The sequence below is a fragment of the Streptomyces sp. NPDC024555 genome, assembly GCF_055559335.1.
This window is the reverse complement of the sequence record NZ_JBVHKV010000001.1, coordinates 371,880-392,100: the sequence shown is the minus strand read 5'-3', so window position 1 is coordinate 392,100 and position 20,221 is coordinate 371,880. Positions and strand designations below refer to the sequence as shown.

General features: G+C 71.8%; 17 protein-coding genes and 1 tRNA gene. 14 read left to right on the top strand and 4 right to left on the bottom strand.

Annotated elements, in window-relative coordinates:
- The first annotated feature begins 82 nt into the window (after positions 1-82).
- From ACZ4FH_RS01740 to ACZ4FH_RS01730, 3 genes are all read left to right on the top strand, one after another.
- Positions 83-928 carry a glycerophosphodiester phosphodiesterase gene (locus ACZ4FH_RS01740; protein WP_467301578.1) on the top strand — a complete coding sequence of 282 codons (846 nt, stop codon included), beginning with the start codon at positions 83-85 and terminating at the stop codon, positions 926-928.
- A gap of 182 nt (positions 929-1,110) precedes the next feature.
- Complete coding sequence (locus ACZ4FH_RS01735; RefSeq protein ID WP_467301577.1) at positions 1,111-1,734, top strand: ATP-binding protein; 624 nt, start codon at positions 1,111-1,113, stop codon at positions 1,732-1,734.
- Between the two features lie 155 nt (positions 1,735-1,889).
- On the top strand, positions 1,890-2,855 hold the full coding sequence (locus tag ACZ4FH_RS01730; protein ID WP_383631608.1) for a DUF5926 family protein: 966 nt from the start codon (positions 1,890-1,892) through the stop codon (positions 2,853-2,855).
- An 869-nt stretch (positions 2,856-3,724) separates the two neighbouring features.
- Here ACZ4FH_RS01730 and ACZ4FH_RS01725 read toward each other — a convergent pair.
- The gene (locus ACZ4FH_RS01725; protein WP_467301576.1) at positions 3,725-4,444 is read right to left on the bottom strand and encodes a bifunctional DNA primase/polymerase; all 720 of its coding nucleotides are present in this window, start codon (positions 4,442-4,444) and stop codon (positions 3,725-3,727) included.
- Positions 4,445-5,051: 607 nt separating this feature from the next.
- On the opposite strand from ACZ4FH_RS01725, the gene ACZ4FH_RS01720 reads away from it, so the two are divergent.
- The gene (locus ACZ4FH_RS01720; protein WP_467301575.1) at positions 5,052-6,422 is read left to right on the top strand and encodes a PP2C family protein-serine/threonine phosphatase; all 1,371 of its coding nucleotides are present in this window, start codon (positions 5,052-5,054) and stop codon (positions 6,420-6,422) included.
- Between the two features lie 123 nt (positions 6,423-6,545).
- The gene (locus ACZ4FH_RS01715) at positions 6,546-8,018 is read left to right on the top strand and encodes an aminopeptidase P family protein (RefSeq protein ID WP_467301574.1); all 1,473 of its coding nucleotides are present in this window, start codon (positions 6,546-6,548) and stop codon (positions 8,016-8,018) included.
- A gap of 30 nt (positions 8,019-8,048) precedes the next feature.
- Here the strand turns inward: ACZ4FH_RS01715 and ACZ4FH_RS01710 are convergent, their stop codons facing one another.
- Positions 8,049-8,594, bottom strand: a complete 546-nt coding sequence (locus ACZ4FH_RS01710) for an ATP-binding protein (RefSeq protein ID WP_467301573.1) — start codon at positions 8,592-8,594, stop codon at positions 8,049-8,051.
- 257 nt (positions 8,595-8,851) lie between these two features.
- Between ACZ4FH_RS01710 and ACZ4FH_RS01705 the strand changes: the two genes are divergently transcribed.
- The 9 genes from ACZ4FH_RS01705 (at position 8,852) to ACZ4FH_RS01665 (ending at position 18,871) form a co-directional block, all read left to right on the top strand.
- Positions 8,852-9,655: a hypothetical protein gene (locus ACZ4FH_RS01705; protein WP_467301572.1), complete on the top strand. Its 804-nt coding sequence runs from the start codon at positions 8,852-8,854 to the stop codon at positions 9,653-9,655.
- Positions 9,656-9,816: 161 nt separating this feature from the next.
- Entirely contained in the window at positions 9,817-10,551 is a 735-nt protein-coding gene (locus ACZ4FH_RS01700) for a YcnI family protein (RefSeq protein ID WP_467301571.1), read from the top strand.
- An 87-nt stretch (positions 10,552-10,638) separates the two neighbouring features.
- Positions 10,639-11,292, top strand: a complete 654-nt coding sequence (locus ACZ4FH_RS01695; RefSeq protein ID WP_383631587.1) for an SCO family protein — start codon at positions 10,639-10,641, stop codon at positions 11,290-11,292.
- On the top strand, positions 11,289-11,738 hold the full coding sequence (locus ACZ4FH_RS01690) for a copper chaperone PCu(A)C (protein ID WP_467301570.1): 450 nt from the start codon (positions 11,289-11,291) through the stop codon (positions 11,736-11,738). The genes ACZ4FH_RS01695 and ACZ4FH_RS01690 overlap by 4 nt, the downstream gene beginning before the upstream one ends.
- A 13-nt stretch (positions 11,739-11,751) precedes the next feature.
- Entirely contained in the window at positions 11,752-13,806 is a 2,055-nt protein-coding gene (locus ACZ4FH_RS01685) for a copper resistance protein CopC (protein ID WP_467301569.1), read from the top strand.
- Between the two features lie 8 nt (positions 13,807-13,814).
- On the top strand, positions 13,815-15,164 hold the full coding sequence (gene efeB / locus ACZ4FH_RS01680; protein WP_467301568.1) for an iron uptake transporter deferrochelatase/peroxidase subunit: 1,350 nt from the start codon (positions 13,815-13,817) through the stop codon (positions 15,162-15,164).
- Positions 15,165-15,224: 60 nt separating this feature from the next.
- Positions 15,225-16,160, top strand: a complete 936-nt coding sequence (gene pheA, locus ACZ4FH_RS01675; protein ID WP_467301567.1) for a prephenate dehydratase — start codon at positions 15,225-15,227, stop codon at positions 16,158-16,160.
- A gap of 627 nt (positions 16,161-16,787) precedes the next feature.
- The gene (gene serS / locus ACZ4FH_RS01670) at positions 16,788-18,077 is read left to right on the top strand and encodes a serine--tRNA ligase (protein ID WP_383631572.1); all 1,290 of its coding nucleotides are present in this window, start codon (positions 16,788-16,790) and stop codon (positions 18,075-18,077) included.
- The gene (locus ACZ4FH_RS01665) at positions 18,074-18,871 is read left to right on the top strand and encodes an HAD family hydrolase (protein ID WP_467301566.1); all 798 of its coding nucleotides are present in this window, start codon (positions 18,074-18,076) and stop codon (positions 18,869-18,871) included. Before serS ends, ACZ4FH_RS01665 begins: the two co-directional genes overlap by 4 nt.
- Positions 18,872-18,899: 28 nt before the next feature.
- Here the strand turns inward: ACZ4FH_RS01665 and ACZ4FH_RS01660 are convergent.
- Together ACZ4FH_RS01660 and ACZ4FH_RS01655 are read right to left on the bottom strand one after the other, a co-directional pair.
- A tRNA-Ser gene (locus ACZ4FH_RS01660) sits at positions 18,900-18,987 on the bottom strand.
- Between the two features lie 316 nt (positions 18,988-19,303).
- On the bottom strand, positions 19,304-19,999 hold the full coding sequence (locus ACZ4FH_RS01655; protein WP_467301565.1) for a hypothetical protein: 696 nt from the start codon (positions 19,997-19,999) through the stop codon (positions 19,304-19,306).
- Positions 20,000-20,221: the final 222 nt, after the last annotated feature.

Genomic DNA, 20,221 nt, shown 5'->3' with positions numbered 1-20,221 from the left:
TGCATCCGCGCACGAGCCTTTACATCGGACAAAACGGTCCCGCCGCTCAAGGTGCGCCCGCCCGCGGCCTCCCGGTGACACCATGACGCGGGTGACCCCAGCACGACAGCAGCGCCCCAGCCCGCATCCCATCCAGGTCATCGCGCACCGGGGCGCGTCGGACGACGCCCCCGAGCACACCCTGGCCGCGTACCGGAAGGCGATCGAGGACGGTGCCGACGCCCTGGAGTGCGATGTGCGGCTCACGGCCGACGGCCAGCTCGTGTGCGTGCACGACCGCCGGGTGAACCGTACGTCCAACGGGCGCGGCGCGGTCTCCGCGCTGGAGCTGAGCGAGCTCGCGGCGCTCGACTTCGGCTCCTGGAAGGACCGGGACGAGACGGAGTCCCCGGACTGGGACCCGGTTCCGGGCGAACTCACCTCCGTACTCACCCTGGAACGGCTGCTCGAACTCCTCGTGGAGACACGCGCCACCGGCCGCCCCCTGCAACTGGCCGTCGAGACCAAGCACCCCACCCGCTGGGCCGGGCAGGTGGAGGAGCGGCTGCTGCACCTCCTCAAGCGGTTCGGGCTCGATCAGCCGCCGGCCGAAGGGCCCTCCCCGATCCGGGTCATGAGCTTCTCGGCACGCTCCCTGCACCGGATCCAGGCCGCCGTCCCGGACCTGCCCACCGTCTATCTCATGCAGTTCGTCTCCCCGCGCCTGCGCGACGGGCGGCTGCCCGCCGGGGCCCGGGTCGCCGGACCGAGCATGCGGATCGTCCGCAGCCACCCCGGCTACATCGAGCGGCTGCACCGCGCAGGCCACCGCGCCCACGTCTGGACGGTGAACGAACCCGAGGACGTCGAACTCTGCGTACGCCTCGGTGTCGAGGCAATCATCACCAATCGCCCGAAACAGGTTCTGTCACATCTGGGACGCTCGTAACATCAGTCACAGGGAGTACACCGGCGCATTCGGCGCGTACTCAAGGGTTACGAGTGCGTCACCGGCAGGCCTTTGGCCGGTTTCCGGTCCAGTCCGGGAGGGCATCCACACCGTGGCGTGGGGCAAAGGAGGTCTCGGGGGTGGCGTTGGTGGTGGCACAGGAAGTGCCCACGTCGTCGAGCATGGCCGTTCCCCATGGCCCTGCGGGCGTGGGGCAGGCGCGGCGCAGGATGCGTGATCAGCTGCGCAGCCACGGGGTGTCGGACACGGTCGTCGACGATGCGGTGTTGATCCTTTCCGAACTGCTGAGCAATGCCTGCCGGCACGGCAGGCCGCTGGGCCGGCAGTCCGAGGCGGGCGACGGCGATGTGCGCGTGGCCTGGTGCGTCGACCGTACGGGCGGGCTGACCGTCGAGGTCACGGACGGAGGCGGTCCGACCAGACCGATTCCGGCCACTCCTTCGGTGACCGCGCGTGGCGGCCGAGGGCTGAACATCATCAGCGCCCTCGCCGAGGAGTGGGGCGTACGGGACGACTCCCCCGGTGAGGTCACCGTCTGGGTGCTGGTCAACGAGGGACACGGCGGGCGCGGCGGACACGGCCGTACCGGCGCGCAGCGGGGCGCGCGCGGCGAGGGGCGGAGCCGGGGCGCGGGAGCACGGCACGGCGGCGGTTCCGGCACGGCCGGCCCGCACGGGACCCGTTCCGTGAACGCGGTGGGCGGCGTCAACGCCGTGGACATGACGGGCGGAGCGGGGGGCCTGGACGGGCTCGACCTCGCCGCCCTCCTCGACGACGCGGGCTGAGCCGGCATCCCAGGGTCCGGCGGCCAAGGGGCGGCGGCCGGGGAGGCCGGAACGCCGTCCCCCGGCACAAACGCGGCTGCACCCCGGGAGCGCGGACAGGAACCCCATAGACTCGCGGCCCAGACCGCACTGTCGCATTCGGGAGAAAGCCCACCATGGCGAAGAAGCGCCCTCAGACCAAGGCCGGGAAGCAGCAGCTCAAGGACGGCGAGATCCCGGTGGTCGGGGCCCGTGAGCCCTGCCCGTGCGGTTCTGGCCGCCGCTACAAGGCCTGCCACGGGCGCGCCGCCGCCCAGGCCGTCACCGAGCTGGTCCAGCGCCCCTTCGAGGGGCTGACCGGCGAGTGCGACTGGGTCGCCCTGCGCGAGCTGGTCCCCGCCGCCACCGTCGAGCTGTCCCTCAAGGGCGGCCTGCCCGAGGGCGTTCCGTCCGTGACGCTCGCGACCGTCCTTCCGATGGCGTGGCCTGCGCTGCGCCGCGACGACGGCTCGGTGCTGCTCGCCCTGCAGAACGACACCTCGTCCGGCGACCTCAGCCGCGACCTCGCCGACACCCTGCAGCGCGCCCTGGCGGCCGAGCCGGGCTCGCCCGTCCCGGCGCGCCGGGTGACGGAGGAGGGGCCGCGCCTCCAGGACCTGCTGGACGCCGACGCCCCGTTCGCGCCCGTGGTGCACGAGGGCTTCGAGTTCTGGGTGCCGGACGCGGAGAACGCCACGGCGGAGGTGACCGCCTCCCTGGAGCGGGCCAACGACGCGGCGATCCCGACCGCGCTGCTCTCCGGCGTGGACGCCGCCTACTGGTGCGAGACCCCCGAGAAGAACCACCTGCGCTGGGTCATGCCGCACCCCGAGGAGCAGCTGCTCGACGCGCTCGCCCGGCTGCACGCGGCCGGCGGTTCCTCGCTCGGCGAGGGCACCCGGCTCGTCGGCTCGTTCCGCGCGCACGGTCTGATGGTCCCGGTGTGGGACCTGCCGAGCACGATGGGCGCCGAGGAGTGCGAGAAGCCGGCCGCCGCGTTCGCCGAGCGGCTGGCCGGGGCGCTCGCCTCGGACGCGCCGCTCACCGCGGAGGAGCGCCGGGCGCGCGGCGGGCTCACCAACCGTCAGGTGACCCTCAGCTGACAGTGACCCCCGCCGGACACGTTCGGTGACTCGCGTCACAGTCGCCCGTACCGACCGGTAAATCGCTGTCCGAATACACGAGATCGAATTTGCGAACGGCAGATCTCTTGTTACCGTTCTAGAAGCCCGGTCGCTGGTGCATCCCCCGTCGCCAGCGATCGGGCATCCTCATGTCCGGACCCGGCGCGCACACGGCGCACGGGACGGCGCGTGAGCCGCGCACAGGCCGCTCACAGCGCCCCGGCCCGCGCCCTGGGCGCAACGCCCCCTCCACTCCGCTCCCCGCACGCTTCCGGCTGCCCCGGAGCCCGTTCGGCCACCTCCGGACTCCAACCCGCCGCCCACGCGGCACTGTTGGACTCCCTGTCGACAGTCCGCCTTCACGGCCACAGGACCGCTCGGAATCGGACAGAAAGCACCGGAGAGCCCTGCGGCCCCGAACGGCCCGGAAGGGCGTACCGAAGACACCTTCGACGGCCCTTCGAACGCCGTGCGGAAGAGCCGTCAGAAATCGGACCACCGGCGGTCTTTGCACCGGCAGACTTTGCATGCCCGATTCGTCCGCCCGTGATGGACCGTGCGCGAGCACGGCACGCACGAGATCCGAACGCACTCGGTAATGAAAACGCCTCAAGAAGAAGTGGACCGAGAAGAAGCGGCTCAAGAAGAACAGAAAGAGATCAGGACCGGCCTCGTTCGCTCCGCAATTCCCGATCGCGGTGGTCTGCCGGACCGCGGGCCATTCCTGACGGCACGACGGATTCCGGCGCGACCGGGGCTGCGCCCGCTCCGGTCCCGGCCCCGGCCGGTTCGAACACCGGGGCCCGCCCCCGTCCGCCGCGCCCGGCCCGCCGGACCGGACGCACCGGTCAGTACGCCAGCCGGCTGCCGCCGTCCGGGGCCCCGGTGCCGGCCTCGACGAGCGCGTCCAGCACCGCCCCCACGTCCGGCAGCCACGGCGCCGCCACGGCCGCCGGCGCACCGCCGCGGACGCCGCGCCGGATCTGCCGCTCCGGCGCCCGCTCCCAGCGCACCTGCCCCGTGCCGATCACCGAGGACGGAAGGACCAGATAGCCGCCCTCCCCGTGGAACCGCAGCGAGCTGGGCACCCAGTCCTGCGCGTACAGCAGCTCACCGAGCCGTTCGAGGCTGTACGGGGCGACGAGCAGGGCCCAGCGGGTGGGGGTGGCCACGACCGGCCCCAGCCGCACGCCCATCCGGTCGAGCTCGGCCAGCGCCCGCGCGCCGGCGACGGCCGGCAGGCTCAGGGCGCACGGCGCCCGGCCGCCGGTGGCCAGCAGGACCGGAGCGGCCGGCCGCTTCGTCCACCACCAGCGGACCATCCGGGCGTCGGTCGTCGCGGCGAGGAGTCCGGGCTCGAAGGGGTGCGCTCCGGGCACGGCGCAATCGGGATCGGGACAGGCGCAGCCCCGGCCGCGCTCGTCCTGCCCGGGGGCCTGTCGGAGCCCCGCACCGGGGAGCACGGGCCACTGCCAAGCGGTGGCACAGGTCAGGGCCGCGTCGAGCCGGGCCGGCCCGCTTCCGCGTCCGGGCCGGAGCCTGCGTCGCCTTCCGAGGATCTCGCGCATGAGCGCTCGTTCCTTTCCGTTGAACGCCGATGAACGCCGTGGTTCCACATCACACCACGCGCCCGTCACGTCGCGTGCGCGTGTCTTCACTGTCCGTGCATGCTCATCGAGCCTGGGGTACGGGTCGGTCGTGAGTACCGAGCGTGAACTGTGCTGAGCCGAATCGAGCCGGTTCCGGTCGGGATCGTCGCGAGGTGCAGGGCGTGTGCCGCGCCTGCCGTCCGTGGTGCGGCCTCGCCACTCGGGGGTGGGGCGTGGCCGTCACAGGAGAGGACGTCCGGGCCCGCTGCCAGGTTCCGGAGATGATCACCGTCACCTCTGGCCGTCCAACGAAGAACGTACCCAGCCCGCCCGGAATGACGCTCCCCGGGGACTTCACCCCACGGGCAGCACCCGTCGAGCAGAGTCAGTCGACCGCAAATACATGTCGCCGGGTGCATTTTTTGGCCAACTTACTTGTCACATGGACACCAGCAATCCCGCAGGGACAATGCTGGACATCGCCTTACTTGTACGTGTACATGTGGATGCCTTGATAGCGGCGCAGAATGACATGGGGGTTTGCGATGCTATTCGACGAATCACACCAGTCGGAAAGCCGGCGACCATGAGCGCCCCACACCTGCCGAAAGTGGCTGGAATCGATCCCACAGTTCCGGTTTCGGCGCACACTGCCGGGCCGCTGTCAGAAGTGCCCGCCGCCCCCGGCGCCTTCCTCCAGGACCGCCTGGCGGGCTGGGTGTCCGACCTCACCACGCTCCACGAGCTCACCGAACGGCTGGCCAGAACCAGCACCCTCGACGCCGCCCTGCACGAAACCCTCGAAGCCGGGGCCGCCCTCGTCGGCGCCCGCCGCGGACTGATCGCCTTCGAGCCGTCCGACCGCCGGGGCCCCGTCTCCACCGTCGGCCTCGGGCTGGCCCACGCCGAGCTCGGCCAGATCGAGACGGTGCCGCGCAGCGCCACCTCGTACGGCCGCATCCTCGACGGCGTACCGGACGCCGACACCGCGTCCGCCGCCCCCGATCTGCTCGGCGAGCCCGCTCTGGACCCCCGCAGACGCGAGGTCGCCTCCCGCCTCGGCTACGCCGCCAGCTACACCCAGCCGCTCACCACCGAACGCACCGGCGCCCTCGCCGCCGCCGTCTGGCTCTACGACGAGCCGGCCGAACCGCTGGAGCGCCAGCGCCACCTCGTCGGCCTCTACGCCGGTTACGCCTCCGAACACCTCGCCCGGCTGCTGGAACTGGAACGGGCCAGGGCCGACGTCGCCACCGTCACCGAGGAGCTGCTGCCCAGCAGGCTGCCCCGGGTCCCCGGCGTCCAGTTGGCCGTACGCCATCACGCGGCGGCGCAGAGCGGCAGCGACTGGTACGACGCGCTGGCCCTGCCGGAGGGGGCGCTCGGTCTGGCCGTCGGTTCCGCCGGCGGCTCCGGGCCCAGCGCCCTGGCCGCCATGGGCCGGCTCCGCGCCGGGCTGCGGGCGTACGCGGTGATGGAGGGCGAGGATCCGGTCGCCGTCCTGTCCGACCTCGAACTGCTGATGCGGCTGACCGAACCGGCCCGCTCCGCCACCGCGCTCTTCGCCTACTGCGAACCCACCCGCCGCAAGATCCTGCTGGCCGGGGCCGGGCACACCCCGCCGCTGATCGTCGGCGAGCGGCGCACCGAGTTCATCGAGACCACGCTCTCCGCCCCGCTGGGCATGCTGTCCTGCTGGGAGGCGCCGAGCGTGGAGATCACCCCGGCCCCCGGGGAGACCGTGCTGCTGTACACCGACGGGCTGCTGCGCCGCACCGGCGGCTCGACGGACCGGGCCTTCGCCCGGCTGCACTCGGCGGCGGCGAGCGTGCCGAAGGCGCTGCGCCACGACGCCGCCTCGGTCGCCGACCACGTGGTGCGCACCGTGCTGCCCGACGGGATCGACCGGGGCGACGAGACCGAGGACGTGGTCCTCCTCGCCGCCCGTTTCGACTGAGGCCCCCGCGCGCGCCCGGCCCGCCGCCACCTCCGCGTGTAAGAGGTCTTCCGGCCCTGGGCCCCCTTCCGTACGCCCGTACGATGGAGGGGGTCCAGCGTCGTATCAAGGAGAGACAGAGTCGTGTCTGAGGAGCTCATCCCGGAGAACCCGGAGAACCCGGAGTCCGAAGAGACCGAACCGGTCAAGCAGCGGAAGAACGGCCTGTACCCGGGCGTCTCCGACGAGCTCGCCGCGAGCATGAAGTCCGGCTGGGCCGACACCGAGCTGCACGGCCTGGAGCCGATCGCCCAGGCCGGTCACACCGCCGACCGCCGCGCCGCCCTGTCGGCGCGCTTCCCCGGCGAGCGCCTGGTCGTCCCGGCCGGCCGGCTGAAGACCCGGTCCAACGACACGGAGTACGCCTTCCGCGCCTCGACCGAGTACGCGTACCTCACCGGCGACCAGACGCAGGACGGCGTCCTCGTCCTGGAGCCCGAGGGCGAGGGGCACGAGGCGACCGTCTATCTGCTGCCCCGCTCGAACCGGGAGAACGGCGAGTTCTGGCTCGACGGCCAGGGCGAGCTGTGGGTCGGCCGCCGGCACTCCCTCGCCGAGGCCGAGCAGCTGCTGGGCATCCCCGCGAAGGACGTCCGCGAACTGCCCGCCGCGCTCGCCGAGGCCACCGGCCCGGTCCGCGCCGTCCGGGGCCACGACGCCGTCATCGAGGCCGCGCTGACCGACAAGGTCACCGCCGAGCGCGACGAGGAGCTGCGGGTCTTCCTCTCCGAGGCCCGTCTGGTCAAGGACGCCTTCGAGATCGCCGAGCTGCGGAAGGCCTGCGAGAGCACCGCGCGCGGCTTCGAGGACGTCGTGAAGGTCCTCGACAAGGCCGAGGCGACCAGCGAGCGCTACATCGAGGGGACCTTCTTCCTCCGCGCCCGCATCGAGGGCAACGACATCGGCTACGGCTCGATCTGCGCCGCCGGCCCGCACGCCACCACCCTGCACTGGGTGCGCAACGACGGCGCGGTGCGGGCGGGTGAGCTGCTGCTGCTGGACGCCGGCGTGGAGACCAACGACCTCTACACCGCCGACGTCACCCGGACCCTGCCGATCAACGGCACGTTCACGCCGCTCCAGCGCAAGATCTACGACGCCGTGTACGAGGCGCAGGAGGCCGGGATCGCCGCCGTGAAGCCGGGCGCCGACTACCGCGACTTCCACGACGCCGCGCAGCGCGTGCTCACCGAGAAGCTCGTCGCGTGGGGCCTGCTGGGCGACCTGACCGTGGAGAAGGTCCTGGAGCTGGGCCTCCAGCGCCGCTGGACGCTGCACGGCACCGGTCACATGCTGGGCATGGACGTGCACGACTGCGCCGCCGCGCGGACCGACTCGTACGTCAACGGGACGCTGGAGCCGGGCATGTGCCTGACGGTCGAGCCCGGTCTCTACTTCCAGGCCGACGATCTGACGGTCCCCGAGGAGTACCGCGGCATCGGCGTCCGGATCGAGGACGACATCCTCGTCACCGAGGACGGCAACCGGAACCTCTCGGACCAGCTGCCGCGGCAGGCCGACGAGGTCGAGGCGTGGATGGCGGGGCTCAAGGGCTGACCCGCACCCCGCCGCCGGAGGGCGCCTCGCTCAGGACACCATGAGCAGGGCGCCCTCCCGCCATTTCAGGACCTTGTCGAAGCTCACCACGGCGCCGCCGTGCCCCGGCCGGTTGCCGAAGTGGACGTGGTCGGCGAGCTGCTCGATCAGACAGAGTCCCCGGCCGTCCTCGGCGGTGAGCGAGGCGTGGTCGGCGCACTGCGCCCCGCAGGACGGGCCGCTGCCCCGGGACGCGGCGTCGCGCGCCCGCGCGCGCCGGGCGGGAAAGCCCGGTCCGGAGTCCGCGACCTCGATCCTGCACATCTCACCGTCCAGATAGGCCGTGACCCGGTACTGCCCGCAGGCCGTGGCGGAAGGTTCCTCCCAGCCGTCCCGGCCCTCCGCGCCGCCCTCCGCGTCCCGGTGGGTCCCGCCGTGCTCGACGGCGTTGGCGCAGGCCTCGCTCAGGGCGAGCGACAGATCGAAGGAGATGTCCGGGTCCACACCCGCCGACTCCATCGTGCCGAGCAGGAACCGGCGGGCGAGCGGAACGCTCGCGGCCTCGCGCCGCAAATGGAGTGACCACCAGATGCTCATGCTCCAGCCTCCTGGCTGCGGCTCGACATACCGATACGTATTGCCGCCCCGTGCCGTTCATAAGCACGCGCGGGGTGTGAGACCGCTCATTCGGCGGATACCCGGACACGCCACACGTGTGCATTCCCGGCCCACGGAACCGTTCTGCCCCATCCGTATGGGGTCCGAACGGCCCGGCTCGCACCCTTTCGGGCGGAAGACGACCTTCCGGACCTGCCCTACGGAGGCGGGGAGCCGGGTGCGATGATGGCCCGGCCATGTCTAGTCGTGTGGGACGCGCCGGAGCCGGTATGCGGCTGCTGAGGGCCGCGGTGTTCGCCGCGGTCTGCGTCGCGTTGTCCGCCGCCGGACATGCGCTGGCCGCCTGTGCGCTCGTCCCGTGGTGGACGCTGCTCGCCGGATTCCTCGGGATCCTCGCGGTGGCCGTCCCCCTCGCCGGACGGGAACGTTCGCTGCCGTCCATCGCCGCGGCCCTGGCGGGCGGACAGATCGCCCTCCACACGCTGTTCGGCGTGGGGACGCACACCGCGTCGCCCCGTGCCGTGTCCGGCGAGGACCCGCTGATCCGGCTCGCGGCGAGCATCGTCTGCGGGGCCGGGCCCGCCCAGCTGACCGCCGCCGACGCCCGTCGCATCGTCACCACCGCGGGCGTCGACCCGCTGTCGGTGGCCTCCCAGGCCCACCAGCACACGGCCGCCGTCACCGGAACCGACACGGCCGGCCTCACCGGGATGCTGCCGAGTCTGCCCATGCTGCTGGGCCATCTGCTGGCCGCGCTGGCCACCGGCTGGCTGCTGCGGCGGGGCGAGATCGCCCTCTTCCGGCTGGCCCGGCTCTCCGCCCACGGTGCCCAGCAGATGGCTGCCGGGGCCCGGCTGCGCGCCCTGCGCGCCGCGCTCTTCCTGGTGTCGGCGCTCCGCGCCGGCCTGCCCGGCTGCCCGACGACCGGGCCGCGCACCCCCCGTACCGCCACGGACGCTCCGCCTCCGGCGACCGGGGATCCGCTCCAGCACCTGGTGATCAGGCGCGGGCCGCCCACGGCGTTCGCCCTCGCCGCCTGACGCGACGCCCGCCCCACGACGCACGCGCCGCCGCCCGCACCCCGGTGCCGGACGGCCCGGCCCGTACGCCTCCGCTCGTGCGGAAGAGGTGTCGCGCTCCCGTCGCGCACCCGCGCGCCGGTGCACCCTTTCCTACGTGCCCCAGTGGAGTGATCCCTGCCATGAAGCTCTCCCGCATCGCCCTCTCCGGCGGCGTCGCCGCGACCGCCGCACTGCTGCTCGCCGGTCCGGCCTCGGCCCATGTCGGCGTCCAGCCGCAGGGCGACGCCACCAAGGGCGGTTACGCCGTCATCAACTTCAAGGTCCCCAACGAGCGCGACAACGCCTCGACGGTCAAGGTCGAGGTCAACTTCCCGACCGACCACCCGCTCGCGTCCGTGATGCCGCAGCCCGTGCCCGGCTGGAAGATCGACGTCACCAAGAGCAAGCTCGCCAAGCCGCTGAACATGCACGGCAAGACGATCAACGAGGCCGTCTCCAAGGTCACCTGGACCGCCACCGCCGACGGCAAGATCGGCGCGGGCCGCTTCCAGCAGTTCCCGCTCTCCGTCGGCCCGCTCCCGGAGGACGCCGACGAGCTGGTGTTCAAGGCGATCCAGACGTACGACAACAAGGAGGTCGTGCGCTGGATCGAGGCCCCGAAGGCCGACGGCGAGGAGCCGGAGAGCCCCGCGCCGGTCCTCAAGCTGAGCGCGCCCGCCGAGGAGGCGAAGGAGGCCGCCCCGGCGTCCGGCGCCGACGCCGCGGCGAAGGACGACGGGAAGAGCGAGCAGACCACCGCCTCGGCGGGCTCCTCCAGCGACACCACGGCCCGGGTGCTCGGCATCGTCGGCATCGTCATCGGTGTCGCGGGCGTCGCCTTCGGCGTCCTGGCCGGCCGTCGCCGCACCGCCTGATCACGTCCGGGGCCCGTCCGGCCCGTTGGACCGGACGGGCCCCGTGCCCCACCCCCGTACCACCGACCCACCAGGAAACAGTGCTCCATGGTTAAGAAGTCTGTGCTGGCCGCGGCGCTCGTCGCCGTGGCGGCCCTCACCCTGTCCGCCTGCGGCGGAAGCGACGACGAGGGCAAGAAGCCGATCGCCGATGTCTCGGTGGAGGCGAAGACGAAGGCCGCGACGGTGCTCGACCAGCCGTTCACCAAGCCGAACCTCGTCCTCACCGACACCCACGGCAAGAAGTACGACCTGCGCGAGCGGACCAAGGGCAAGCCGACGCTCATCTACTTCGGCTACACCAACTGCCCCGACGTCTGCCCGCTCATCATGAGCAACATCGCGATCGCCAAGAAGTCGCTGCCCGAGGCCGACCGGGACAAGCTCCAGGTCGTCTTCGTCACCACCGACCCGGAGCGGGACACCCCCTCCTCGCTGGGCACCTGGCTGAAGGCCCAGGACCCCTCCTTCATCGGCCTGACCGGCGACTTCCCGACCATCCAGGCGGGCGCCCGGCAGATCGGCATCGGCATCGACGCGCCGAAGAAGGAGAAGGACGGCACCGTCGTCTCGATGCACGGCTCGCAGGTCATCGCGTTCTCCCCGAAGACCGACAAGGGTTACGTCCTCTACAGCGAGGACACCACGCCCGACGACTACACCAAGGACCTCCCCAAGCTCGTCGTGGGAGAGAACCCGTGACCCGCCGCACCGTCCTCGCCGGCGTCCTGGCCCTCTCCACCGGCCTGACGCTGGCGGGGTGCTCGTCCACGGACGGCACGCCGGACCTGAAGGTCGTCGGCGCGTTCATGCCCCAGCCCGTCAGCGACATGGCGGCCGGTTTCCTCGTCGTACGCAACAGCGGCGGCGCGGGCGACCGGCTCACCTCCGTCACCAGCCCGCTCTCGGACGAGGTCACCATCCACGAGACGAAGAACCAGGTCATGCGGATGGTGACGTCCTTCGACGTGCCCGCGGGCGGGGAGCTCGACCTCGAACGCGGCGGCAACCACATCATGTTCGCCAAGCTCAAGGAACAGCCCAAGCAGGGCGACACGGTGCCCGTGGAACTGCACTTCGAGAAGGCCGGCCCCATCAAGGTCGACCTTCCCGTGAAGGAGACCACCCACAACCCGAAGAAGCAGTGAGGGACCGACGACCATGACAGCCACCGCCCCGTCCTTCGGGCCCTCCGCGCCACCGCGGCGCCGGCCGCTCGCCCTCGCCGGGTTCGCCGCCGCCCTGGCCGGCGCCGTGTTCGCGCTGCTGCTGGCCCTCGCGGGGCCCGCGTCGGCGCACGCCGCGCTGACCGGAAGCGATCCGCAGGACGGGTCGGTGGTCGCCACCGCGCCCAAGGAGGTCACGCTGACCTTCTCCGAGCAGGTCGCCATGGGCAAGGAATCGATCAGGATCCTGGACCCCGACGGCAAGCGGGCCGACACCGGGACCGCCCCGCGCGACCTGTCGGCCGGCTCCACCGTGAAGTACGCCGTCGCGCTGCACGCCGGACTCCCCGACGGCACGTACACGGTGGCCTGGCAGGCGGTCTCCGCCGACAGCCACCCGGTCTCCGGCGCCTTCACCTTCTCCATCGGGGCCCCCTCCGAGACCACCGTCGCCCTCCCGGACACCGAGGCCGGCGGCGGCCTCGTCGGCACGCTCTACGGCATCGCGCGCTACGCCGCCTACGCCGGATTCATCCTGCTCGCGGGCGGCGCCGCGTTCGTCCTGGCGTGCTGGCAGCGGGGCGCCGGTTCGCGCCCGCTCCAGCGGCTCGTCGTGCGCGGCTGGCTGACGCTCACCGCGGCCACTCTCGCGATGCTGCTGCTGCGCAACCCGTACACCGGTTCCGGCAAGCTCGGCGACGCCTTCGACCTCGACGGGCTGAAGGCCGTCCTCGACACCAAGCCCGGTGCGGCGCTCGTCTCGCGGCTGCTGCTGCTCGGTGCGAGCGCGCTGTTCGTCGCGGTGCTGTTCGGGGCGTACGCCAAGCGCGAGGACGCCCGGGAGAAGAAGGACCTCACCTTCGGGCTCGCCATCGGCGGCTCGGTCGTCGCCGCGGGCATCGCGGGCACCTGGGCCCTGGCCGAACACGCGTCGACCGGTCTCCAGCCGGGCATCGCCATGCCCGTCGACGTCCTGCACCTGCTCGCCGTCGCCGCCTGGCTGGGCGGGCTCACAGCCCTGCTGATCGCGCTGTACCGCGCCCCGGACCTGCCGGCCTCCGCCGTACGGCGCTTCTCCCGCATCGCGTTCGGCAGCGTGCTCGTGCTCACCGCCACCGGGATCTACCAGTCCTGGCGCCAGGTCGGCACGTGGTCCGCGCTGACGGGCACGGGGTACGGGCAGCTGCTGATGGTCAAGGTCGGGCTCGTCGCCGTCCTGGTCGGCGTCGCCTGGATCTCCCGCCGGTGGACCGGGCGGCTGATCACGGGGGCGGATTCCGGTCCGGACGCGCCTGTAGAGCCCGCGGCGGACGCGGAGACCCCGGCGGAGACCCAGCCGGACGCGTCGGAGGCGGACCCGGGCACGGCGGCCGATTCCGACGCGCGCCCGGACGCACCGTCCGGCCAGGGCACGGCCGCCGTCACGGAAGGCGAACCGGTCTCCGAGGACTCCACCGCGTCCGCGTCCGAGGACCCCGCACGGGCCGCTCAGCTCGCCCGGCAGCAGGCCGCCGTGGCGACCGCCGAGAAGAAGCGGATACGCGACGCCGACCCGGACCGCTCCGGGCTGCGCCGCTCGGTCCTGGCCGAGGTCGGGGTGGCCGTGGCCCTGCTGGCGGTGACCACCGTCCTGACCTCGACCGAACCCGGCCGCACCGAGGAGGAGGCCCGTGCCTCGGCACCGGCCGCCAGCGCTCCCGCCGCGAGCGGGCCGGTCACCCTCTCCCTGCCCTTCGACACCGGCGGCCAGAACGGCAAGGGCACCGTCCGCATGGAACTGGACCCGGGACGCCCCGGCGCCAACTCGGTCCACCTCTGGGTCGACGACGCCGGCGGGAAGCCCATGGACGTCCCCGAGGTGAAGCTGGCCTTCACCCTGAAGTCCAAGGACATCGGTCCGCTCCCCGCCGTCCCCGTCCGGCTGGCCGAGGGCCACTGGACCTCCAGCGGCGTCCAGATCCCCATGGCGGGCGACTGGAGCGTCGCGGTCACCGTCCGCACCTCGGAGATCGACCAGGTCACGGTCGACAAGAACGTGAAGATCGGCTGAGCACCACCGTGAGCACACAGAACGGAAAGACCCGTACCGGCGCCCCCGGGCCGCGCGGCACGGACAGCGGAACCCCGGCGCCCGACGGCGCCGGGGAGACGGCCGGCACGCTCTCCCGGCGGCGGCTGCTCGGCACCGCCGGGGCGGCCGGCGCGGCCGGACTCGTCCTCGGGGCGGCCGGCGGCGCCACCGGCCACGCCCTGACCCAGGACGAGGAGCCGACCGCCCTCACCTCGGTCGGCTCCACCGAGGTGATGTTTCACGGGAAACATCAACCGGGGATCACCACCCCGCTTCAGGCCCGGGGCCATCTCATCGCCTTCGACCTGACCCCCGGAGCCGGCCGCAAGGAGGCGGCCGCCCTGATGCGCCGCTGGTCGGCGACGGCCCAGCGGCTGATGGCGGGCGAACCGGCCACCGGGACGGCGGCCGACGGCACCGGCCACGACACCGGCATCGCGCTGGACGCCGGACCCTCCTCGCTGACCGTCACCTTCGGTTTCGGTGCCACCTTCTTCGAACGCACGGGCCTGACGGACCGCCGTCCGCCGGGGCTCGACCCGCTGCCGCCGTTCTCCTCCGACCACCTCGACAGCGCGCGTTCGAACGGCGACCTCTGGGTGCAGATCGGTGCCGACGACGCGCTCGTCGCCTTCCACGCGCTGCGCGCCGTGCAGAAGGAGGCCGGATCGACGGCCACCGTGCGCTGGCAGATGAACGGCTTCAACCGCACCCCCGGCGCCACCGCCACGCCCATGACCGCACGCAATCTCATGGGCCAGATCGACGGCACCGGCAACCCGAAGCCCGCCGACAGCGACTTCGACCGGCGGATCTTCGTCCCCGCGCAGACCGCCGGCGCCCGGTACGCCTGGCTGGCGGGCGGTTCCTACGCGGTGGTCCGGCGCATCAGGATGCTGCTCGACGACTGGGAGAAGCTGTCGGTGGAACGGCAGGAACGGGTCATCGGACGGCGCAAGTCGGACGGCGCACCGCTCAGCGGCGGCACCGAGACCACCCCCATGGACCTCGACAGAACGGGCCCCGACGGGAAGCTCCTGATCCCGGACAACGCGCACGCGCGGATCTCCTCGCCGGAGCGCAACAGCGGCGCGGCCATGTTGCGCCGCCCGTTCTCGTACCACGACGGGGTGGCCACGGACGGCACCCCGGACGCGGGGCTGCTCTTCATCTGCTGGCAGGCGGATCCGCTGCGCGGATTCGTCACCGTGCAACGGAAGCTCGACCGCGGCGACGCGCTGTCGCCCTTCCTCCGTCATGAGGCGAGCGGCCTCTTCGCGGTCCCGGGCGGGGCGGCGAAGGGGGAGTACGTGGGGCAGCGGCTCCTGGAGTCCTGAGCGGCGAGGGCGTTCGGCGTTCCGGGTCCTGGAGGTCCCACCGCGCATTAGGGTGACGGTATGTCCGCCACGCGCTACGTCTATCTCGGCCCCGAAGGCACCTTCACCGAGGTCGCCCTCCGTACGCTCCCGGAGGCCGCCACCCGCGAGCTCGTCCCGATGGTGTCCGTGCCGGCGGCCCTGGACGCGGTGCGCAACGGCACGGCCGCCGCCGCCCTCGTACCGATCGAGAACTCCGTCGAGGGCGGTATCACCACCACCCTCGACCAGCTCACCAGCGGCGAACCGCTGATGATCTACCGCGAGGTGCTGCTGTCCATCACGTTCGCGCTGCTGGTGCGTCCGGGGACCAAGCTGTCGGACATCAAGACGGTCACCGCGCACCCGGCCGCGCAGCCGCAGGTGCGCAACTGGCTGGCGGCGCATCTCCCCCAGGCCGTCTGGGAGTCCGCCTCGTCCAACGCGGACGGGGCCCGGCTGGTGCAGGAGGGGCGGTACGACGCCGCCTTCGCGGGCGAGTTCGCGGCGGCGACGTACGGGCTCGAACCGCTGGTGACGGAGATCCACGACGCGGAGAACGCGCAGACCCGCTTCGTCCTGGTGGGCCGTCCGGCGCGCCCCTCGGCGCCGACGGGCGCGGACAAGACGTCGGTGGTGATCTGGCTCGGGGACGACCACCCGGGTGCGCTGCTCGAACTGCTCCAGGAGTTCGCGGTGCGCGGGGTGAACCTGATGCTGATCCAGTCCCGGCCGACGGGCGCGGGCATCGGCAACTACTGCTTCGCGGTGGACGCCGAGGGCCATATCGCCGACCGGCGGGTCGGGGAGGCGCTGATGGGGCTGAAGCGGATCTGCCCGAACGTGCGGTTCCTGGGCTCCTACCCCCGGGCCGGGGTGAGCCCGCAGGACGTGCGACCGCTCCGGGCGGGTACCTCGGACGCGGAGTTCACCGAGGCCTCCGACTGGCTCCTCCGCAATCAGGACGGCCGGGCCTGACCCCTCCTCGCAGGCGGCGCACCGCTCCGCGTCCGCCTGCGGGACGCTGCCCGCACAGCCGGTGTGATCAGCCGATGATCATCCATGGAAAAGTTATCCACAGGTCAGTGGTTCAGCCTGGGGACAAGTCGACACCGCAAGGCGACATGGTCGACAAATCCGCCCAGTCCACCTGGGCCGGTCCACAGATCGACAGGTCATCCGTTGTCAGTCGAATTCCCTTGATCAACTCTTTAGGGCGAGCAATTCCCACCCGAACGAGTGCGCGATCGGGGTTTGAACCGTGAATCCATGTGCCCCAACCCCCTTTTCGGAATGATCTCCTCCATGTCCACAGACCTTCCTCACAGCCTGTGGATAACTTCCGCCGACCTTCCACCCCTGTGGACAAGCGACGGCCAACTCCCCCTTCACCCAAGGCCGATGCGTCAAGACGCGCAGCCTTTCTGCCCCATTTAGGGGAAATGGATCTCTTTCTTGACGGGGTCGCGCGCACCCTTGACGGGATCACGCGCACCGCGCCACAGAATCCCTCCCCAGCATTACCAATACAGGCAATTCGGGCAAAGTGACACGCTTGGCGATATCGGTTCGAGTCGGGGAAGCCGACACCGGTAGCCTGGAGGGGTGATTGACCTTCGCCTGCTTCGTGAGGACCCCGACCGTGTTCGCGCCTCCCAGCGCGCCCGTGGAGAGGACGTCGGCCTCGTCGACGCCCTGCTCTCCGCCGACGAGCGGCGCAGGTCGTCCGGGGTTCGGTTCGACGAGCTCCGTTCCGAGCAGAAATCGCTCGGCAAACTCGTCTCCAAGGCCTCTCCCGAGGAGCGCGCCGAGCTCCTGCAGCGGGCCGAACAGCTCAAGGCCGACGTCAAGGCGGCCGACGCCGCCCAGGACGAGGCCGCCGAGGAGACCAGGAGCCTGCTGCTGCGGCTCGGCAACATCGTCCACGCGGACGTGCCGGTCGGCGGCGAGGAGGACTTCGTCGTCCTGGAGACCCACGGCACCATTCGCGACTTCGGCGCCGAGGGCTTCGAGCCCAAGGACCACCTGGAGCTCGGCGAGGCGCTCGGCGCGATCGACATGGAGCGCGGCGCCAAGGTGTCCGGCTCCCGCTTCTACTACCTGACGGGCGTCGGCGCGCTGCTGGAGCTCGCCCTCGTCAACGCGGCGATCGCCCAGGCCACCGAGGCCGGCTTCGTCCCGATGCTCACCCCCGCGCTGGTCCGCCCGCGCGCCATGGAGGGCACCGGCTTCCTCGGCCAGGCCGCGGAGAACGTGTACCACCTGGAGAAGGACGACTACTACCTGGTCGGCACCTCCGAGGTCCCGCTCGCCGCGTACCACATGGACGAGATCATCGACGCGGACAAGCTGCCGCTGCGCTACGCCGGCTTCTCGCCGTGCTTCCGCCGCGAGGCCGGCACGTACGGCAAGGACACCCGCGGCATCTTCCGGGTCCACCAGTTCGACAAGGTCGAGATGTTCTCGTACGTCGACCCGGCGGACGCCGAGGCCGAGCACCAGCGCCTCCTGGACTGGGAGAAGCAGTGGCTCACCGCGCTGGGCCTGCCCTTCCAGGTCATCGACGTCGCCACCGGCGACCTGGGCGCCTCGGCGTCCAGGAAGTTCGACTGCGAGGCGTGGATCCCGACCCAGGGCAAGTACCGCGAGCTGACCTCCGCGTCCAACTGCGACGGTTTCCAGGCCCGCCGGCTCTCCGTCAGGATGCGGGACAACCGCGACGGCAAGAAGGTCCTCCAGCCGCTGTCCACGCTGAACGGCACGCTCTGCGCCGTCCCGCGCACGATCGTGGCGATCCTGGAGAACCACCAGCTCGCCGACGGTTCGGTACGGGTGCCCGAGGTGCTCCGGCCGTACCTGGGCGGACGCGAACTGCTGGAGCCGGTCGCCAAGTGACCTTCCCGTACAGGCTCGTCGCGACCGACCTCGACGGCACGCTGCTGCGTGGCGACGACACGGTCTCCGGGCGCACGCGCGACGCACTGGCCGCGGTCACCGCGGCCGGTGCGGCGCACATCATCGTCACCGGCCGGGCCGTCCCGTGGACCCGGCACATCCTGGACGACCTGGGCTACGAGGGCCTCGCGGTCTGCGGCCAGGGCGCGCAGGTCTACCACGCGGGCGAGCACCGGCTGCTGACCTCGCTGACGCTGGACCGCCAGCTCGCGGGGCTCGCCCTGTCCAAGGTCGAGGCCGAGGTCGGCCCGCTGGCCCTGGCCGCGAGCCGCGACGGGCTCGACGGCGAGGTGCTGGTCGGTCCCGGCTACCGCGTCCAGGAGGGACCGCTGCCGGCGCTCCCGATCAAGGACGCCTCCGAGATGTGGTCCGCCCCCCTGAACAAGGTGTACATACAGCATCCGGAGCTGGACGACGACGCGCTGGCGAAGGCCGCGCGGGCCGCGGTCGGCAATCTGGTGGACGTGGTCATGGCCGGTCCGGGGGTCGTGGAGATCCTGCCGCTCGGCCTCAGCAAGGCGACCGGTCTGTCCCTGGCCGCGCGCCGGCTGGGCGTCAAGGCGGCGGACACCATCGCCTTCGGCGACATGCCGAACGACATCCCGATGTTCGCCTGGGCCCGGCACGGTGTGGCCATGGCCAACGCGCACGACGATCTGAAGGCCGTGGCCCACGAGATCACCGCGTCGAACGAGGACGACGGCATCGCGGTCGCCCTGGAGCAGTTGCTGTAGGAGTCGGCGACCGGAGCGGCCTCTTCGGCGGAGGATGCGCGGATCGAACGCGCGCGGGGTCAACGGCCCCGACGACGGCTTAGCAAGCCGCTGCCTTACCACTCGGCCAATCCTCCGGGAGGGCGGCCGCGCGCACCGCGCGGAACGGCCGCCCCGGGCGAGCTGCGCGGAGCGGCGCGGCGGAGCAGTCGCTGACTACTCCGGCACCGGCTCGGGCACGCCCTGCTGGGAGCTCGACGGACTCGGACTCTCGGTCATCGCCGCGCTCCTCTCCCGGTCTGTGGCGCCGCACCCGGCGGTCGCCGGTCCGGCGTGTGCCGTCTCCGTTCACTGTGCCCGGTCCCCGGGGACCGGTGCCACCCCATATTCGACGAGCGTGCGACGAGCGCCCGGTGAACACCCGTCGGGACGGCACCGGCCACCGGGGGAGTTTCAGCGGCTCCTGTTCCGGCGGTTGAGGTCCTTCAGTCCGCGGGCCAGCGCGTCCATCCGCCCGTCGAGCCGGGCGATGTCATCGGACACCCCGGTCAGCCGGACACTCATGGCGCCGACCACCTGATGCGTGACCTCAAGCCTCCGGTCGAGGCTGTCCAGTCGGTGCGACATCCGCCCGAGGACCGGTCCGAGCTCCTGCAGAGCGGCACCCACACCGGCCAGGCAGCTTTCGACCCGGGTGACCCGGTGTTCGAGCGAGGCATACCCCGCGCGCGCCTCCTGTTCGGCGTCGAGGAGATACGTGCGGACGCATCGGGCGATGTCGCTGTCGCGAAGCAGCATGGCGACGTTGAGGACGGTCCTGCGGGTGAAGAGGCGCAGCTGGGTGGCTGCCTGTGGATAACTTTTCTCCTCCCCACCACCCCATAGCGACATCATGTCGCTATGGAAGGACCGCAGCTCAGAGCCTCGGAGCACGCGCATGCCGTTCTCGGTGAACTCCTCCTGATGGCGGTCGGTCAGCCTCCTGACGGCACCTGTGGATACTTCGAAGTACCGCGCCACGTCCTCGGTGCGAACGTGAACTCCGTCCGGGAGCATGACAAGACTCTTCACCTTGTCGAGGGCGTCGACGCGCCCCATCTGTTCGATGCGCAGCGCGCGTGATTCGAGCAGGGCCACTTCCGTGGGCATGGGTGGATCTTCCTTCGTGAGGGAACGAACGGACGGCCCACTCCCCGGGCTTCAGGGGCGGAGGACGCTCACGGTTGCCACTCACTCATTGACCGACCGACAGGGCGACAGCCCCGCCGCATCGGCCCTCCTCGATTTCACGAAAGCCACGACGCCACGGATTCCAGGTGCCTCCACGCACCTGGAACAACGAGCCGATATCCGTACAGTCACGCGTAGGAC

Coding starts and splice junctions, on each gene's coding strand:
- ACZ4FH_RS01740 (WP_467301578.1), top strand. CDS start 83: ATGACGCGGGTGACCCCAGCACGACAGCAGCGCCCCAGCCCGCATCCC.
- ACZ4FH_RS01735 (WP_467301577.1), top strand. CDS start 1,111: ATGGCCGTTCCCCATGGCCCTGCGGGCGTGGGGCAGGCGCGGCGCAGG.
- ACZ4FH_RS01730 (WP_383631608.1), top strand. CDS start 1,890: ATGGCGAAGAAGCGCCCTCAGACCAAGGCCGGGAAGCAGCAGCTCAAG.
- ACZ4FH_RS01725 (WP_467301576.1), bottom strand. CDS start 4,444: ATGCGCGAGATCCTCGGAAGGCGACGCAGGCTCCGGCCCGGACGCGGA.
- ACZ4FH_RS01720 (WP_467301575.1), top strand. CDS start 5,052: ATGAGCGCCCCACACCTGCCGAAAGTGGCTGGAATCGATCCCACAGTT.
- ACZ4FH_RS01710 (WP_467301573.1), bottom strand. CDS start 8,594: ATGAGCATCTGGTGGTCACTCCATTTGCGGCGCGAGGCCGCGAGCGTT.
- ACZ4FH_RS01705 (WP_467301572.1), top strand. CDS start 8,852: ATGTCTAGTCGTGTGGGACGCGCCGGAGCCGGTATGCGGCTGCTGAGG.
- ACZ4FH_RS01700 (WP_467301571.1), top strand. CDS start 9,817: ATGAAGCTCTCCCGCATCGCCCTCTCCGGCGGCGTCGCCGCGACCGCC.
- ACZ4FH_RS01695 (WP_383631587.1), top strand. CDS start 10,639: ATGGTTAAGAAGTCTGTGCTGGCCGCGGCGCTCGTCGCCGTGGCGGCC.
- ACZ4FH_RS01685 (WP_467301569.1), top strand. CDS start 11,752: ATGACAGCCACCGCCCCGTCCTTCGGGCCCTCCGCGCCACCGCGGCGC.
- pheA (WP_467301567.1), top strand. CDS start 15,225: ATGTCCGCCACGCGCTACGTCTATCTCGGCCCCGAAGGCACCTTCACC.
- ACZ4FH_RS01655 (WP_467301565.1), bottom strand. CDS start 19,999: ATGCCCACGGAAGTGGCCCTGCTCGAATCACGCGCGCTGCGCATCGAA.